A 12351-nucleotide genomic window follows, 5' to 3' on the forward strand; every position below is an offset into this window, starting at 1 on the left:
TATTCTCAACGTCCGCGGCCGAAAAGCTGGGCGGCGGACAACAAGACGATCGATAGCACGATCAGGCAAGTCGAAATGGCGGCAATCGTCGGATCGATCTGGTCGCGCAATGCATTGAACATGCGGCGCGTCAGCGTCGTGGTCTCACCGCCCGAGATGAAGAGCGACACCACCACCTCGTCGAAGGAGGTGATGAAGGCAAAGAGCGCGCCCGAGACGATCGAGAAGCGCAACTGCGGCATGGTCACCTGGAAAAAGGCCGCGAAGCGGCCGGCGCCAAGGCTGCGCGCCACCATCTCCTGGTTCATGTCGTAAGAGCGCAGCCCCGACAGGACGGTGAGCACGACCAGCGGCAACGCCTGGACGGTGTGGGCGATGACGAGGCCGGTCAGCGTGTTGTTGAGGCCAATGCGGGCATAGAGAAAGAAAGTGCCGATGCCGATCAGGATGACCGGAATGATCAGCGACGCCGTGAGCAGCGCATTGATGGCGCCGGTCAGCCTGAGCGTGCCGGCGTTGATGGCATAGGCAGCTGCGGTGCCGAGCGGCGTCGCCACGATCGCGGTCATCACCGCCACCTTCACCGAGACGATGGTGGCGTCGCGCCATTCGACGGAACCGAAATAGCTCTCATACCAGCGCAGCGACCATTGCTCGGGCGGGAACTGCAGCAGCGTCGAGCCGGAGAAGGACATGATGACAATAATCACCGAGGGCGCGATCAAAAACAGCATGACGAGGCCGCCCAGCAGATAGAGCCAGAGGCGTTGCCAATGCGTTATAGGCAGGCTGCTTTCGGCGCTCATCGCTGGCTCCAAACGCCGGTGGCGCGCGCGCCGAGCAGCCACTGGAAGAAGCCGAGCAGCGCCAGCGTGACGGCAAGCAGCACGACGCCGAGCGCAGCACCCGCGCCCCAGTTCGAGTAGAGGCTGGTCGCCTGCTCCATGCGCATCGCCCACATGATGACCTTGCCGCCGCCCATCAGCGCCGGCGTGACGAAAAAGCCGAGGCAAAGCACGAAGACGATGACCACGCCGGAGGCGAGGCCCGGCAGCGACAGCGGGAAAAAGATCTGCCGGAAGGTGGCGGCGGGGCTGGCGCCGAGATTCATGCCGGCGCGCAGGCAGTCGACATCGATGGTCTTCATCGAAGCATAGAGCGGTAGCACCAGGAAGGGCAGCATGATGTGGGTCATGCCGATGACGACGCCGGCAAAATTGTTGGCGAGCGGCAGCGGCTGGGCGATCACGCCGAGATCGATCAGCCAATTGTTGATCAGCCCCTTGCGCTGCAGGATGACCAGCCAGGCATAGGTGCGCACCAGCACCGAGGTCCAGAACGGCAGGATGACGAAGATCAGGCAGATCGAGGCGGCGCGGCGCGGCAGTTGCGACAGCATATAGGCCAGCGGGTAGCCGAACAGCACGCAGGCGCCGGTGACAACAAAGGCAACCTTGAAGGTGGTCGCGAAGGTCTTGATGTAGGACGCCTGCTCGAAGAAGCGCGCGTAATTGGCGAGGCTGAGCTGGCCGCTCTCGTCGAACAACGACAACCAGAACAGCCAGCCGATCGGTACGATGATGACGGCGAATACCAGGAACAGCCCGGGCGACAGCAGCGCCAGAAGCCCCAGCGCCTGGCGCCTGGCATCCGAGCGCAATGCCCAGGCGTTGAGTTCCCCGTCCTGCCCGACGGCGTGACCAAGACTGGCGGACCCGACGCTCATTGATCCGACACCAGCACGACGTCCTGGGCATCGATGCCGAGCGCGATCGGCTCGCCCGGCGCCGGCAGCTTCGCCAGCACGTCGCTGCGACAATAGTCGCGCAGCGTCACCTGGCGGCCGTCGCGAAGCGTCGCATAGCAGATGAAGCTGTCGCCCTGATAGATGACATCGCCGACCGTTGCCGGCAGCGCGTTGACGGGACGTGCCTGATCCGCGTCGGCGAGCAGCCGCAATTTCTCCGGCCGCACCACCATCAAGTGCCGACCGGCGGACGGCGCCGGGTCATTCATGCGCAGCTTCCGATCCTCATACCAGACGCTGCCGTTGCGGCATTCGACCGGGATGAAATTGGATTCGCCGATGAAGCCGGCGACGAACTTCGTCTTAGGCCGGGCGTAGAGCACCTCGGGCTGGTCGATCTGCTCGATGCGTCCGGCATTCATGACCGCGATGCGATCGGACATGGTGATCGCCTCGCGCTGGTCATGCGTGACGTAGACCGTTGTCATGCCGAGCCGCCGATGCAGGTTGCGCAATTCGATCTGCATGTGCTCGCGTAAGCCTTTGTCGAGCGCCGACAGCGGCTCGTCCATCAGCACGATGCGCGGCTCGAAGACGATGGCGCGGGCCAAAGCCACGCGCTGGCGCTGGCCGCCCGAAAGCTGGTCGACGCGGCGCTCGCCGAGACCTTTCAGCTGCACCAGGTCCAGCGCCCGCTCGACACGCTCGGCCGTTTCCGCCGCCGATACGCGCCGCTGCTTCAGCGGAAAGGCGATGTTGTGGAAGACGTTCATATGCGGGAACAGCGCATAGTTCTGGAACACCATGCCGATGTTGCGCTTGTGTGGCGGCATGGTGATGATCTCCTCGCCGCCGACCGTGATCGAGCCGGCAATGGCCCGCACAAAGCCGGCCAGGATCATCAGCAGCGTGGTCTTTCCCGACCCCGACGGACCGAGCAGCGTCAGGAATTCACCGGCCGCGACATCGAGGCTGAGATCGCTCAGGATGGAGAGCGCGCCGAAGCGCTTCTCGATACCGTGGATGCCGATGGGAAGCGCTGTCGGCGCAAGAGACAAGAGCATCTCCTTCAACTCCGGATCATTGATAGCGCGGCGGAGCAGCGCCTCGTCGCGCCGCTCCGCCGCGCAGTCGTTATTGCTGGATCAGGTTGTTGAACTTCTCCGTCGCCTCGACGAGGTTGTCGCGCCAGAACTCGGGATCCTGAAGCACCTGCTTCTTGACGTTGTCGGGCGCGGAGTTGATGTCCTTGATGCGCTCCTGCGGGATCTTGCCGGTCTCGAAGGCCTTCTCGTTGGCCGGGCCGTTGTCGACATAGAGCGGCAGATTGGCCTGGAGGTCGGGGCTGACGAACTTGGCCAGCGCTTTCATCGCGAGGTCCTTGTTCTTCGAGCCCTTCGGGATGACCATGCAGTCGGCGGTAAGCACACCCTGGTCGAAGGAGAAGCTGACAGGTGCGCCTTCCTTCCTCAGGGTGCCGGCGCGGCCGTTCCAGATGCTCGCCATATCGACCTCACCGTCCTTGACGAGTTGCATGGCCTGCGCGCCCGAGGTCCACCAAGCGTCGATGTGACCCTTGACCTTGTCGACGGATTGCAGCGCGCCGTCGATGTCGACCGGATAGACCTTGTCGATCGGAGTGCCTTTGGCGAGCGCCGCGACGCTCAGTGTCTCCGTCGCCTGGCTGCCGGAGAGCGCCCGCCGGCCCGGGAATTTTTCCACGTCCCAGAAATCGGCCCAGGTCTTCGGTCCCTTGTCGCCGAAAACATCGGTTCGGTAGATCAGCACGACGGACGTGTAAGAGATGCCAACCCAGTCGTCATGGACGAGCTTCGGGTTGATGCCGCTGTTGTCGATGACGTTGTAGTCGAGCTTTTCGAACAGGCCCTCCTTGGAACCGCGCGCGCATTCGTCGGCGCCAAGCTCGGTGATGTCCCATTTCACCGCATTGCCGGTGACCTGCAGGCGCACGTCGTCGAGGCCGTTGGTGGTGTCCTGCTTGATGGTGATGCCGAGCTCCTTGGCCGTTGGATTGAAGAAGGCCTTGGTCTGTGCCTCCTGATAGGTGCCGCCCCATGAGGCGACGGTGATGGTGTCGGCGGCCGAGGCCGGAACGGCGGCCGAGGCCAGCAGGCCGGCTACGGCCAGACCGTGAATGCAAAGTCTCTTCGTCATTTTCGCTTCTCCAACCGGTGTTCCCATTATCGTTGATTTGGTATGCGAATTTGTATACAATTTTGACTGTAATTCTCCGGAAGCCGATGTCAACATGTGCCGAGCGTTTTTTGGGCGGCGATGAGTTGAGGCTTCGGGTCGGGAGCGTTTGATACGGCCCTGTTTCAAGCAGGAGCCAAAAGGCACTAGACTGCGAATCCCAGACTGACCGTTGGAGGCGGGACGCTTGAGCAAGGAGAGAAAGAACACGCTGCGCGATTCGGTGTTCGAGAAGCTGAAGGCGTTGATCATCACCGGCCAGATCCCGCCAGGCGGCCGCGTGACCGAGAACGAGATCGCCGAGCGCCTGAAGGTGAGCCGCACGCCGGTGCGCGAAGCCTTCAACCGTCTCGAGCGCGACGGCCTGGTGATCGGACGTCCGCGCCAGGGCTATATTGTTGCCGAGTTCAACCTGACCATGTTCCGCGAGGCCTTCGACATTCGCGAGCTGCTCGACGGGCGCGCGACCGAGCTGGCAGCGGCGAACGCGACCGCCGCCGACAAGGCGCGGCTGCGCGACATGCTCGCCGAATGCGAACGGTTGGCGGCAATCCCCGACCGCAGCACACGAGAGAAATTTGAGGAGCTGCAGGTCGGCATCGATCTGCACCGGGTGATCGCCGAGATCAGCGGCAACGAGATGCTGCACGGCATGCTTTGCGGCATCCTCGACAAATGCCAGCAATATGTGTGGACCGAGCTTCTGTGGCTGGACGAGTGGAAGCTCACCCGCGAGGAGCATACGGGCATCGTCGACGCGATCTGCGCCGGTGATGTCGCTTTGGCCGGCGAGCGCGCTCGCGCGCATGTGCGCGGCTCGCGCGAGAACATCCTGCGCCTGCTGCAGGCCAAGTCCGATTATCAGGGCTTTTTCGCCAAGGCTTCGTGAGGCCGGCGATCAGTTCGAGAGCACAGGGCAGTTGGCGCCACGCCGCAGGCTGATGTGCGCTACGTCGCCGATGCTGAATCGAAAACCGTCGGCGCGGCGTGGGGCATCGATGACGATTGCAGTCCCCTGCCCCAGTTCGACGTGAAGGCGCAGCGTGCGACCGTGGAAGACGATGCCACTCACCCGCGCCGGCGCGGTGCCTTCGGCGGCCTCGGTGGCCGCCTCAAGATCCTCCGGACGAACGCCGATGGTTCGTGCGTCGCCGACAGCCGGTGTCTCGCCGGTTTCCGGTATGGCCTCCAGCGGCAGCTCGCCGGCGGTAAAGCGCAGCCGCTCGCCGTCGCGCCCGACAAAGCGTGACTGCAGGAGATTCATGGTGCCGATGAACGAGGCGACGAACCGCGTCGCCGGACGGTCGTAAAGCGTCGCGGGCGGCGCGATCTGCTCGATGCGGCCCTTGTTCATGACGACGATGCGGTCGGAAATCGACAGCGCCTCGGTCTGGTCGTGCGTGACCATGACGAAGGTGGTGCCGAGCCGGGACTGAAGCCGCTTGAGCTCGACCTGCATCTGCTCGCGCAGATGCGCGTCGAGGGCCGACAGCGGCTCGTCGAGCAGGAGCACACGCGGCTCGCAGACGATGGCGCGGGCAAGCGCGACGCGCTGGCGCTGACCGCCCGACAGTTCGGAGATGCGGGCGCGCAGCTTGTCGGCTAGGCCGACCATGTCAAGCGCCTGACCGACGCGCTTGGCCTGCTCGGTACCGGACAGTTTGCGCAGCGAGAGGCCGAAGCCGACGTTCGCCGCGACGTCCATATGCGGGAACAGCGCATAGTCCTGAAAGACGGTGTTGACCGGACGGTCGAAGGGCCTCAGACCGGTGATGTCACCGCCTTCGAGCAGCACGTTGCCGCTGGTCGGGCTCTCGAAGCCGGCGATGACGCGCAGGCTCGTCGTCTTGCCGCAGCCTGAGGGGCCGAGCAGGGTCAGGAACTCGCCCGCCGCAATGTCGAGATCGACCGCATCGAGCCCGACCACGCCGCCCGGGAAGACCTTCGAGACGTTCTCTAGACGAACGAGCGCGTCAGGCGCCATCGCGCACCTCGGAGGGTTTTGTCGTGTTGACCCACAGGATCTGGCAGCGCTCGGCGCCCGGATTGCGGAAGGCATGCAGCAGCGTGCTCTTGAAGCCAAAGCTGTCGCCGGCCTTCAGCACATAGGCCGTGGCGTCAACCACCAGCTCGACCTCGCCCGTCATCACGAAGCCGAATTCGTGGCCGGCATGGGCATAAGCCTCGGCGGTGCCGCCGCCGGCCTCGACCGTCACCAGCATTCCGGTGAGTGTGGCGGCGGGCGGCGACAGCAGCGCCTTGGCGATGCCCTCGGACTTGACCGGGATTGCGCGCCGCTTGTCGGCGCGCACGCAGTAGAGGTCGTTGACCGCTTCATCGCCGTCGGCGATCAGGGCCGAGGGCTCGATGTCGAGGGCGGCGGCCAGCGGCCAGATCACCTTGACGCGCAGCGAGGACATGCCGCGCTCGATCTGGCTGAGCGCGCCGATCGATATGCCGGCCTTGGCTGCGAGCTCGGCCAGCGACAGCTTGCGCTCGAGCCTTAGCGCCCGCACGCGCCGGCCGACACGGACGTCGGCATCGTCCTTCGGTTTTGCCTCGTCAACAATGTCCATCAAATAGTCCTTGTTGTCTTTCCACCGGTGCGGCGCAGCGCCGCCAGGCTCCCCCTTCTCCCCTTGTGGGAGAAGGTGTCGCCGAACGCGACGGATGAGGGGTGTTCCAGCGAAGTAAGACGTCGGCGTTCCCTGGATCACCCCTCATCCGCCTCGGCGCTGCGCGCCGATCCACCTTCTCCCACAAGGGGAGAAGGCAAGTGCGCTCAGCCGCCGGCTTTCACCTTCTCGAACATCTTGGCGACGTCGTCGTTCTGCTTCATCGGTCCGGTGAAGATCGTGCTCTTCAGCATCACGTCGGGATCCGCCGGCAGCTGCAGCTTGTCCAGCTCGTCTTTCGACACGCCGGCGAAGGCGGTCGAAAGCGAGCTGCCATAGCCGTAGGACTGGATGAGGTACTTGCCCGAATCGGCGTCGAGCCGGCTGTTGATGAAGTCATAGGCGAGATCGACGTTCTTGGCGTCCTTCAGCATGACGAAGCCGCAGGCCCAGGTGAGCATGCCTTCCTTCGGCTTCATGAACTCGACCGGCACGCCCTGCTTCTTCAGCGATGTGGCCGACGCGTTCCAGGTCATGGCGGCGACCAACTGGCCGCTGGCCAGCGCCTGCTCGACCGAGGTCATGTCGGTGGTGTAGCTCGACAGCAGTGGCCGCTGCTCGCGCAGTTTCGCCGCGACTTTTTCCATCTGCTCCGGCGTCATGTCGAAGGGGTTCACGCCAGCCAGAAGTGCCGCGACGATCGGCGTGTCGTGCACGGCGTCGATGGTCGCCATGCGGCCGGCATATTGCTTGTCCCACAGAAGGTTCCAGCTCGCCTCGGGGTTCTTCACCAGATCGGTCCGGTAGAGGATCGAGGTGTTGCCCCAGTCCCACGGCACCATCCAGACCTTGCCGTCGCCTGCCTGCAAGTCGGGCAGGTTCTTGAACACCGGGAAGATCGAATCCCAGTTCTTGATGCGCTTGGTGTCGATCGGCTGCAGCAGGCCTTCCTTGTTCCAGCGCGCCACCTTGTCGTAGCAGGGATGGGCGATATCGGGCCGGAAGCCGGCCTTGACCTTGGTGAAGGCATCGTCGTCGTCGCCGAAGATCGTCGCCTCGACGCCGTCCGGATGCGCGGTAAGGAAGCTCTTGTTGAAGTCGGGCAGCTCGTAGCCCGACCAGGTGAAATATTGCAGCTTGTCGGCGGCCAAAGCGACGGTCGACGACAGCGCCAGGGCGAGTGCGGCTAGACCCGCGCGGGCCTTGTATCCCGTGATCGATTTCAGGTGGACTGTCATTTTCGTTCTCCTCTTCTTTGTTGTGGTTCAGGCTGGATTGCGGCGCGCGGCGCCGAGGCCGCGATGGCGCAGGATCTCGGCGAGGGTGGCGATGACGAAGGACACGGCCAGGATTACCGTTCCGAGCGCCATCACCGTGGGCAGCGAACGCGGGAAGCGCAGTTGGCTCCAAATGTAGAGCGGCAGCGTCGGCTCGGTGCCGGCGAGGAAGAAGACGACGATGAACTCGTCGAAGGAGGTCAGGAAGGCAAGCATGAAGGCCGACAGCACCGCCGGCAGGCTGAGCGGAAGCATGACGCGCCGGAACGTTGTCCAGTCCGACGCCCCAAGGTCGAGCGCCGCCTCGCGAATGGTCTTTGGGATCGCGGCGAATCGACTGCGCATCACCACCACCGTCGTCGGCAGCGCCACCAGGATATGGCCGAGCACGATTGCAACGCGCGACGGGCCGAGGCCAATGAGATTGACCAGGATCAAGAGCGAGATGCCGACGATGACGCCGGGGATCAGGATCGGCAGCCGGGCTATGGCACTGATCGTAGCCGCGAGCGGCGAGCGGCCGTAAAGGTCCATATAGGAAACGGTGATGCCGCAAAGCGTTGCCCCCGAGGCAGCAACGACACCGATGACGAGACTGTTGGCCAAAGCGCCGGACAGCGCCGGATTGCCGTAGAGGGTCTCGTACCAACCGAGCGTGAAGCCCTGCAGCGGAAACGCCGCCTGGATGGAATCGTTGAAGGAAAACAGCGGGATCAAAAGGATAGGCAGATAGAGGAAGACGAGATAGGCAAGCACATAGAGGCCGAGCCAGCGACCGCCCGCATTTGCCTCTTTGCGCGCCGCGCTCATGTGCGGCTGCCAAACCGGCGGTCGGCGCCGCGCGCGACCAGGACCACGCACAGGATGACCAGCATGACGCAGACCGACAGGGCCGCGCCGAACGGCCAGTCATTGGCCTTGCCGAATTGCGACTGGATCAGCGTGCCGATCATGGTGCTGGCCGGGCCGCCGACCATAGCCGGCGTGACATAGTCGCCGACGGTCGGCACGAAGACGACGAGAGCCGCCGCCAGCACGCCCGGCATCGAATTGGGCAGCACGACGCGGCGGAACGACGTGAACGGGCGCGCGCCGAGATCGGAGGCGGCTTCGAGCAGCGATTTCGGGATGGTATCCAGCGCCACGTAGATGGGCAGGATGGCGAAAGGCGCGTAGGCGTGCGCAAGCGTCACCACCACCGCCGCCGGCGTGTTGAGGAAGGCGAGCGTCGGCTCCGACCAGAGGCCGCTTTCGATGAAAGCCGAGTTCAGGACGCCGTTATAGGCAAGCACGATCTTCCAGGCAAAGACGCGCAAAAGGTAGCTGGTCCAGAACGGCAGCGTGACCAGGAAGAGCAGCAGGTTGCGCCGACGGCCGGCATGGAAGGCGAGGTAGTAGGCGACCGGATATGCAGTAGCGACGGTGGCGAGCGTCACCAGGCCGGCGATGACCAGCGAGCGCAGCGTCACCGTCCAGTAGAGCGGATCGGTGGCCACAGTTACGAAGTTTGCCGCCGTCAAGCCGGCGCCGAGCAGCGAGCCGTCATTGCTCCTGAAGGCAAGGAAGAGCACAAGGCCGAGGGCAAAGAGGATGAGGAAGAAGGTGACCAGCCCGCCGGGCAACAGCATGGCAAAGCGGAAGACCGGCGAGATGCGGGTTTCCGGCGATGGCCGCGCTGCAACGATGGTGGACATCTGCTAGCTGCCCATCGGATTTTGAAATCCGCCAATGATTTTTCATATTCCTGAAACTGTCAAGCTAAATCGGTGATGCGCTGCACGCGTTCAACTCAGCGCTCGAAGGCATCCAGCATCCGATACCAGGCGATGGTGGCGGCAACGCCGACCTGGCGGAAGGCGTGGAGCGGGATCGGCCGGATCGGCGACAGCGGGAAAGGCAATTGACTGACATCGCCGGTCGCGAGGTACCCCGCCATGCGCTTGCCCAGCGCGCTCATCAGTCCGACGCCCCTGCCCTGGCAACCGACCACGGCGAGCAGGCCCTTCTCCGGCTCATGCAGGTGCGGAAGATGATCCGGGGTCATCGCCACACGGCCGAACCAGCGCTTTTCGACGGCGATGCCGGCAAGCGCCGGATAGAGGCGCAGCAGCGCGCGTTCGCAATGCGCCCAGTCGGCCGCGCTTGAAGGCAGGGCCATGCGGCCGCGTCCACCCAACACCATCCGGCCATCAGGGCCCTTGCGGTAATAGACCAAGATGCGGCGGGAATCGGAAACGGCTTGCCCCCCGGGCAGGATGCTTGCCGCAAGCTCGGCCGGCAGCGGCGCCGTGGCGATCTGGAAGGAATGCAGAGGCACAATCGTCCGGGCAAGCCCGGGGAGCAGGCCGTCCGTATAGGCGTTGGTGGCGAGCACGACCGCCTTCGCGCGCAGTTCGGCGCCGCCTTGCGTGGAGACCCGCCAGACGCGCGCTTCCTTGGTGAGCCTCACCACCCGCTGCTGTTCGGCGATCCCGACGCCGACGTCCGATGCGAGGCGGGCAAGCTCGAGCGTGTAGGACAGCGGATCGATGACGCCGGCGCGGCGGTCGAGCCAGCCGCCAAGATAGCCCTTGGCGCCGGTCATCGCGGCGATCTCGGCCCGGTCGAGCAGCTTGACGTCGGCGCCGCGCGCCCGCCATTGCCGATCCCGGTTCGCCGCCGCCTTCAGCGCTGTCTCGGTGTGCGCGGCCTGGATCCAGCCCTTCCGCGTGAACGGCACCGCAAGCTTCTCGTCACGGATCACATCGAACACCGCGTCGGCCGTGGAGGCGGCGAAGTCGACCAGGGCCTCGCCGCGCTCCTTGCCAAAGTGCTCGATCAGCCATTCGGGATCATATTTGAGGCCGGGAATGACCTGGCCGCCGTTCAAGCCCGACGCGCCCTGCCCGATCGCGCCGGCATCCAGCACCTGGACGGAAAGACCGGCGCGGGCCGCGTGCAAGGCGGTCGACAGACCCATGATGCCGCCGCCGACGATCACCGCGTCGAGCGTGCCGTCGCTCGACAGCTCGGACTGGAACGCCGGAGCTGTTGGGGGCTTTTGCCAGATCGGATCGGAAAAGGCTGCGGGCAATTGGTCACCTGAGGCGCTGGAGGCTCGTGAAAATCCTATTGCTGATTTCATGAGCTTGAAAGGGGACCCGATGGGCCAGTCGGCGCTTGGCTATGTGACAGCATGCCATTGGCTCATAACCTCGCCATCGATGGGATAGACGTTTGCCTTAAATCCGGGGAAAGTGCCGCGCGACAATCGAGAGGACAGAAGACCATGACCGATTTAACCCGCCTCCCTGGCGACGGCCTTTTCGTCGGCCGCGCCAGGATCAGCGAAGCCTCCCATCCGCTGGTGGTCACGGTGCGCGCAGGCGAGGTCATCGACATCACGTCGAGCGCGGCGCCTACCGTGCGCGACCTCTGCGAGCTGAAGGACCCGGCCGCCTACGTGCGCTCGGCCCGCGGCGAGGCAATCGGCGCGCTGGAAGACATCGCAACCAACAGCTTCGAATCTCCCCGCGACGCCAAGAAGCCGATCCTGCTCTCCCCCGTCGACCTGCAGGCGGTGAAGGCTTCCGGCGTCACCTTCGTCGTCAGCCTGCTCGAGCGCGTCATCGAGGAGCAGGCGCGCGGCTCGGCGGAAAAGGCCGACGCCATCCGCGACGACATCGCCGGGCTGATCGGCCATGATCTCTCCAAGCTCAAGCCAGGCTCGCCGGAAGCGATGGAGATCAAGGCCAAGCTGATTTCGCGCGGGGCCTGGTCGCAATATCTGGAAGTGGGCATCGGCCCCGATGCCGAGATCTTCACCAAATGCCAGCCGATGGCCTCCGTCGGCTTCGGCGCCGATGTCGGGCTGCATCCGGTCTCCACCTGGAACAATCCGGAGCCGGAGATCGCCATGATCGCCGACAGCTTAGGCCGCATCGTCGGCGCCACGCTCGGCAACGATGTCAATCTGCGCGATGTCGAAGGACGCTCGGCGCTGCTGCTCGGCAAGGCCAAGGACAACAATGCTTCCGCCTCGCTTGGACCTTTCATCCGGCTCTTCGACGAGACCTTTTCCATCGCCGACGTGAAGCGCGCCACGGTGCGGCTCAGCGTCGAGGGCGAGGACGGATTTTCGCTGGAGGGCGCAAGCTCGATGGCCGAGATCAGCCGCTCGCCGGAAGAGCTGGTCAAAGCCGCGATGGGACCGCATCACCAGTACCCGGACGGGCTGGCGCTCTATCTCGGCACCATGTTCGTGCCGTCGAAGGATCGCGGCGAAAAGGGCAAGGGCTTCACCCACAAGGTCGGCGACATCGTCACCATCTCGTCGGAAAAGTTGGGCGCGCTGACCAACCGGGTGCGCCTGTCGCCCGACTGCCCGCCCTGGACCTACGGCGCCAGCCACCTGATGCGCGATCTCGCCAGAGCCGGTCTGATCTAGCAGCGGATCACAACGGCATACGCTTGCTCATCACTGGAGGCTGATGAGCGCAGCGGCGTTTGCCGGGAAAAT

The 12351-nt window shown here is 64.5% G+C and carries 12 protein-coding genes; 2 read left to right on the forward strand and 10 right to left on the reverse strand.

The features are described from left to right. Positions 1-5: 5 nt before the first annotated feature. From CK222_RS15475 to CK222_RS15490, 4 genes are all read right to left on the reverse strand, one after another. The gene (locus CK222_RS15475; RefSeq protein ID WP_067327792.1) at positions 6-806 is read right to left on the reverse strand and encodes an ABC transporter permease; all 801 of its coding nucleotides are present in this window, start codon (positions 804-806) and stop codon (positions 6-8) included. Further along, complete coding sequence (locus CK222_RS15480) at positions 803-1726, reverse strand: ABC transporter permease (protein WP_067327791.1); 924 nt, start codon at positions 1724-1726, stop codon at positions 803-805. The genes CK222_RS15475 and CK222_RS15480 overlap by 4 nt, the downstream gene beginning before the upstream one ends. Continuing rightward, complete coding sequence (locus tag CK222_RS15485; protein WP_095801115.1) at positions 1723-2805, reverse strand: ABC transporter ATP-binding protein; 1083 nt, start codon at positions 2803-2805, stop codon at positions 1723-1725. The genes CK222_RS15480 and CK222_RS15485 overlap by 4 nt, the downstream gene beginning before the upstream one ends. A gap of 76 nt (positions 2806-2881) precedes the next feature. Then, positions 2882-3922 (reverse strand): ABC transporter substrate-binding protein, encoded by a 1041-nt coding sequence (locus CK222_RS15490; RefSeq protein ID WP_095801116.1) that lies wholly within the window; start codon positions 3920-3922, stop codon positions 2882-2884. Positions 3923-4148: 226 nt separating this feature from the next. Here CK222_RS15490 and CK222_RS15495 point away from each other — a divergent pair, with 226 nt between their 5' ends. Continuing rightward, positions 4149-4850 carry a GntR family transcriptional regulator gene (locus tag CK222_RS15495; RefSeq protein ID WP_066988885.1) on the forward strand — a complete coding sequence of 234 codons (702 nt, stop codon included), beginning with the start codon at positions 4149-4151 and terminating at the stop codon, positions 4848-4850. Positions 4851-4859: 9 nt separating this feature from the next. Here CK222_RS15495 and CK222_RS15500 read toward each other — a convergent pair whose 3' ends face one another. The 6 genes from CK222_RS15500 to CK222_RS15525 all read right to left on the reverse strand — a co-directional run bounded on the left by CK222_RS15500 (position 4860) and on the right by CK222_RS15525 (position 10926). Further along, positions 4860-5945 carry an ABC transporter ATP-binding protein gene (locus tag CK222_RS15500; protein WP_095800933.1) on the reverse strand — a complete coding sequence of 362 codons (1086 nt, stop codon included), beginning with the start codon at positions 5943-5945 and terminating at the stop codon, positions 4860-4862. After that, positions 5935-6537, reverse strand: coding sequence for a cupin domain-containing protein (locus CK222_RS15505; protein ID WP_066988889.1), 603 nt, complete (start codon positions 6535-6537; stop codon positions 5935-5937). The genes CK222_RS15500 and CK222_RS15505 overlap by 11 nt, the downstream gene beginning before the upstream one ends. A 206-nt stretch (positions 6538-6743) precedes the next feature. Continuing rightward, positions 6744-7814, reverse strand: coding sequence for an ABC transporter substrate-binding protein (locus CK222_RS15510; RefSeq protein WP_066988891.1), 1071 nt, complete (start codon positions 7812-7814; stop codon positions 6744-6746). 27 nt (positions 7815-7841) lie between these two features. Beyond that, positions 7842-8663: an ABC transporter permease gene (locus CK222_RS15515; protein ID WP_067327787.1), complete on the reverse strand. Its 822-nt coding sequence runs from the start codon at positions 8661-8663 to the stop codon at positions 7842-7844. Then, positions 8660-9547, reverse strand: a complete 888-nt coding sequence (locus CK222_RS15520; protein ID WP_095776234.1) for an ABC transporter permease — start codon at positions 9545-9547, stop codon at positions 8660-8662. The genes CK222_RS15515 and CK222_RS15520 overlap by 4 nt, the downstream gene beginning before the upstream one ends. A 95-nt stretch (positions 9548-9642) precedes the next feature. Next, on the reverse strand, positions 9643-10926 hold the full coding sequence (locus tag CK222_RS15525) for an FAD-dependent oxidoreductase (RefSeq protein ID WP_095800934.1): 1284 nt from the start codon (positions 10924-10926) through the stop codon (positions 9643-9645). Between the two features lie 195 nt (positions 10927-11121). Here CK222_RS15525 and CK222_RS15530 point away from each other — a divergent pair, with 195 nt between their 5' ends. Then, positions 11122-12279, forward strand: a complete 1158-nt coding sequence (locus CK222_RS15530) for a fumarylacetoacetate hydrolase family protein (RefSeq protein WP_095800935.1) — start codon at positions 11122-11124, stop codon at positions 12277-12279. The last annotated feature ends 72 nt before the right edge of the window (positions 12280-12351 follow it).

Origin of the sequence: Mesorhizobium sp. WSM3866, assembly GCF_002294795.1 — a bacterium.
In the GTDB taxonomy this organism is placed as follows: Bacteria; Pseudomonadota; Alphaproteobacteria; order Rhizobiales; family Rhizobiaceae; genus Mesorhizobium.

Coding starts and splice junctions, on each gene's coding strand:
- CK222_RS15515 (WP_067327787.1), bottom strand. CDS start 8,663: ATGAGCGCGGCGCGCAAAGAGGCAAATGCGGGCGGTCGCTGGCTCGGC.
- CK222_RS15480 (WP_067327791.1), bottom strand. CDS start 1,726: ATGAGCGTCGGGTCCGCCAGTCTTGGTCACGCCGTCGGGCAGGACGGG.
- CK222_RS15520 (WP_095776234.1), bottom strand. CDS start 9,547: ATGTCCACCATCGTTGCAGCGCGGCCATCGCCGGAAACCCGCATCTCG.
- CK222_RS15505 (WP_066988889.1), bottom strand. CDS start 6,537: ATGGACATTGTTGACGAGGCAAAACCGAAGGACGATGCCGACGTCCGT.
- CK222_RS15510 (WP_066988891.1), bottom strand. CDS start 7,814: ATGACAGTCCACCTGAAATCGATCACGGGATACAAGGCCCGCGCGGGT.
- CK222_RS15500 (WP_095800933.1), bottom strand. CDS start 5,945: ATGGCGCCTGACGCGCTCGTTCGTCTAGAGAACGTCTCGAAGGTCTTC.
- CK222_RS15475 (WP_067327792.1), bottom strand. CDS start 806: ATGAGCGCCGAAAGCAGCCTGCCTATAACGCATTGGCAACGCCTCTGG.
- CK222_RS15530 (WP_095800935.1), top strand. CDS start 11,122: ATGACCGATTTAACCCGCCTCCCTGGCGACGGCCTTTTCGTCGGCCGC.
- CK222_RS15490 (WP_095801116.1), bottom strand. CDS start 3,922: ATGACGAAGAGACTTTGCATTCACGGTCTGGCCGTAGCCGGCCTGCTG.